This is a genomic window from Sphaerochaeta sp., assembly GCF_050178175.1.
GTDB lineage: Bacteria > Spirochaetota > Spirochaetia > Sphaerochaetales > Sphaerochaetaceae > Sphaerochaeta.
The window spans coordinates 1-3,784 of record NZ_JBFXGH010000168.1; the positions used below are offsets into that span (position 1 = coordinate 1).

Here is a 3,784-nt window from a genome sequence, read left to right on the forward strand (position 1 = left end):
ATAAATAAGACTAACCGATATCAACGAAAAGATTCTTTACATTCTTGCAAAAATCCTTTAGATTACATACAGCTTTAGGGCCTATAGCTCAGTTGGTTAGAGCATCGGACTCATAATCCGTGGGTCGTAGGTTCAAGTCCTACTGGGCCCAAAGACAAAACCTCCTTGCAATGCAGGGAGGTTTCGTTGTCTTAGGGGCTGCTTTGCCGCTGAACCAGCCTAAGCTAATCAGCGATTTCTTTTGGTTAACAAAAAAACCAGAAGACAAAGTTTCAAGTTCAACAAGAAGTACGTTTCTTTCGGTAAGCACCACCTTTCGGCACCACTTCCTACAACCAAGGTGCGGTACGTACAAACCCTTCACAGCTCAGCAGGCACTGTATCTTGGCCCAATCCCTACATCATCGCAATCACTACTGGTCCTGCCAGCAATGAGTAGGACTCCTGCCCTACAACGATAGTATGGGCATGCAGAAAAGACATGTCAACCATAAATCTGTAGATGTCTTTTCCTGGATTCTTTTCGCCTCACACGGAGTATGAGCAAGATAGGTAACGTGCTCAATGTAGTTCATGGATCATCAATTATTGAATAAAACCATAACGGCTACTCAGATACTCCTTATCCCAGACTTTGAAATAGGAAAGCTCTAGTAGCGTCATTTCATCTTCAAATGAAAGGTATCAATACCCCAGGGCAAGCCATGGACTCAGGAGGCGTTGCCTCCTTTCCCGCCCCAAGGGACGGGGTATCTCACCTTGTTTTCCCGGAACTCGCTCCAGAGAGGAACCATCATGCTGATTCCTTTCCTCTCGCTCCGTTGGGGAATGAGCTGGTCTCGAACAATGACTATTAGACAAGTCTGGAAAAGTTATGCATCTTGTGCAAAACTCTTAGCCTCCGCCTCTCGGGCGGCCAGCTTTTCGGCCTTGACTTTCTGGGAAGTGTTCCATAGTTCATTTGCAACTGGAGCCCATTCCTTTGCATATTCGGTGCACTTTCCGCACAGATGGTCGACATCTTCAGGCGATTCGAGATCAGTTGATTTTGCGCCGGATTCCTTGACCATCTTCGCCAGAAATCCAGGATTCTCAAGCATCGGACATGGCCGAAGGTGATTTTCATTGAACGCTTGGTTTTTATAATATGCCTTGAACAACGGTTGCTGCAACGACTCGAGCAGAGAAACTTCCTTGATATTGGCGGTCGAATAATGGATGAACACGCATGGTTCTACATCGCCGTTCGCATTGATGTGCAAATAGTTTTTCCCACCTGCGATACAACCATGGACAAATTCTCCGTCATTTTGGAAATCTAGCGGAAATATTTGTTTTGGATTGTCCATTTCGCGTATCTCGCGGATTCTCTTATACATATAAGCACGTTGATTCGGTGTCAAGAGCAGGTCAGGAGACGCATTGTTGCCAACAGGCATATAGTGGAAGTACCAAGAGAACTTGCAACCTTTTTCGATTAGGAGATCAAGGAAATCATCAGAAACAACACTCTTATAATTCTTGCTAGTATAGCAGATTGACGTACCATAGAGCAGCTTTTTGGCTTTTAGCATGTCCATTGCCTTCAGAACCGTGTCGAAATTGCCTTCGCCTCGCCTTGAGTCATTCTCCTCGGAAAATCCTTCGAGACTGATATTGAGAAAGATATTCCCCACTTCCTTCATATCGTCGCAAAATTTCTCATCCACCAATGTGCCATTGGTAAAAATGCCGAAGGTGCAGTCCTTATGGTCTCTGGCAAGTCTGACAGTGTCAGCTTTACGTACCAAAGGTTCACCGCCAGTCATCATGTAAAAATAGGTACCTAGTTCCTTACCCTGATTCACAATGTCATCCATCTGCTGGTAGGTTAGGCTTTTTGTATGACCATACTCCGCAGCCCAGCATCCGGTGCAGTGCATGTTGCAGGCGCTGGTCGGGTCAAACAGGATGATCCACGGGAAATTTGACTGATACTTGTCCCGGAGTGTCCTAGTCTTTTCCAATCCGCTGTATCCTGCCTCATAACCGAGATTCAAAATCAAGGATTTCATGACCTTCGAATCGATATCCGTGAACAGCGAGGTACCATATCGAACCCACTTGGAGGAAGGATCCTCCACGAAACGCCGAAAATTAGAGAATGCATTCCCTGTTTTCGTATACACTGCATCGTGCTTGGTAGATGGCATATATTTCTCAATCATCTCCACCATGTCCAGAAGTCCATTAACGGGATCTTTTTGAACACGCTTGATTGCATAATCGATTCCAGTCGAAAGTGCCATGCGACCTGCAGTATGTTTAATGGTAGCCATCTCATTCTCCTTGTACGACCTACTATATAGTAGGGTAGGTAGGGTTTCTTGAATTAGAATTTTCTATTTCAGTCCCATTTAATAATTTGAGCCAAAAAGACAAGAAACTCAATATACAATATCAAAGAACTATCCAATAGTTCAACAAAAGGTAATGGATTCCCATATCATTGCCAGAATTTTTCCATATCGGCCGATTGAAAATTATGAAAGAGACAGAAACAATTCTCCCAAAGCCTTCGGTCATCCATCAAACGGGGGAAAGACCAGCAGACCTTTTCCTATTGCATAGGCAACGGCTTCAGTACATGAAGAGGTTCCGGTTTTTGCGAGAATCTGGGAAACGTATTACTTGACCGTTCTGCCCGAGATGTGCATTACATCGGCGTTTTCTTTGTTGATCCACTCTTTTGCGATCAAGGAAAGAAACCGTCGGTCCCCTTATGCGATTTCTTCCTTCCTGGGATTCATTAATATTGACCCCTCATAATTCATAGCTGATCAATCATAACTACATCAATTACTTGCACTTAGAAGATACTATAACCATAGAGTATTATCCAGTACCATCTCACAAACGTGAGTTATTATCCTTACTGAGAACACAATGAACTGTCCTCAAGATCAAACAAGACCTGTGGTGTGCTTTTTACACCAATTGAATACTCCATCAATAAGGTAACCAACTGTTCCCCATTCATGAGAGCAATGGGAGTCTTGTCTGCTTGGATAGCTTCATTCTTAGCACCTTTGCTGAAATCACTCGTGGTAATAATCAGTCCTTGTTCATGGGCCCCAAGGGACCCTCTCATTTGCTGTACAGCAGGTGCCTGCACATGATACTTCCAACGCTTTGCCTGGACAGCCATCTTCATCCTTACCACATCACCGATCACCAAGACACCCCGAACATCAATTCCTCCATCTCCGCTATACCTTGTAACTTCGACCATCTCGAAGCCCATAGCAGTAAGCAGGCGAGAAACCACATCTTCAAAGTCCACCGGTTCCAAGGAATGGAGCTTGGACAGCAATGCCTTTCTGGTTTGCTTGTTGTATTGCTCAATCTCTGAGATAACCCCCTTTGCAACCCATTTTGACAAGCCCACCATTCCATTCCCGTGCTGTATAAACCTAGGAGAACGCCCACTATCTTTATAGCGTTTGATTTCGGTAAGTATCTGGGCATACATGGTTGACTCAGGAGTTTTCCCCTCTGTAACCAGCCAACCTTGCTCCAAGGCTTTCTGTGTGATGTCCTTATAGTGCATTGGCTTTTTGGAGCCGAATTCTTCCAGTACTCTCAATGCACATTCAGTAAATGAATACACTTGATTCCTGAGCAAATTTCAAAATGCTAAGCAATACGTATGAATATACACAAAATTATGCATAACCATTCATATCAGGTGGCATGACTGTCAACCAAATGATTTTCTCTCCAGGATGACGGAGAGAATCACCCC

3 protein-coding genes and 1 tRNA gene are annotated in these 3,784 nt (G+C 44.3%); 2 read left to right on the forward strand and 2 right to left on the reverse strand.

Going from position 1 to position 3,784, the window contains the following annotated elements; all coding sequences use genetic code 11:
- The first annotated feature begins 77 nt into the window (after positions 1 to 77).
- Together AB7S66_RS11910 and AB7S66_RS11915 are read left to right on the forward strand one after the other, a co-directional pair.
- Positions 78 to 151, forward strand: a tRNA-Ile gene (locus AB7S66_RS11910).
- Between the two features lie 523 nt (positions 152 to 674).
- Positions 675 to 857: a hypothetical protein gene (locus tag AB7S66_RS11915; RefSeq protein WP_160525861.1), complete on the forward strand. Its 183-nt coding sequence runs from the start codon at positions 675 to 677 to the stop codon at positions 855 to 857.
- Positions 858 to 872: 15 nt separating this feature from the next.
- Here the strand turns inward: AB7S66_RS11915 and AB7S66_RS11920 are convergent, their stop codons facing one another.
- Both AB7S66_RS11920 and AB7S66_RS11925 read right to left on the reverse strand, forming a co-directional pair.
- A complete protein-coding gene (locus tag AB7S66_RS11920; protein WP_428520285.1) occupies positions 873 to 2,318 on the reverse strand; it encodes a radical SAM protein in 1,446 nt (481 codons plus the stop codon).
- A 593-nt stretch (positions 2,319 to 2,911) separates the two neighbouring features.
- Complete coding sequence (locus AB7S66_RS11925) at positions 2,912 to 3,649, reverse strand: restriction endonuclease (RefSeq protein ID WP_428520287.1); 738 nt, start codon at positions 3,647 to 3,649, stop codon at positions 2,912 to 2,914.
- Positions 3,650 to 3,784: the final 135 nt, after the last annotated feature.

Coding starts and splice junctions, on each gene's coding strand:
- AB7S66_RS11915 (WP_160525861.1), top strand. CDS start 675: ATGAAAGGTATCAATACCCCAGGGCAAGCCATGGACTCAGGAGGCGTT.
- AB7S66_RS11920 (WP_428520285.1), bottom strand. CDS start 2,318: ATGGCTACCATTAAACATACTGCAGGTCGCATGGCACTTTCGACTGGA.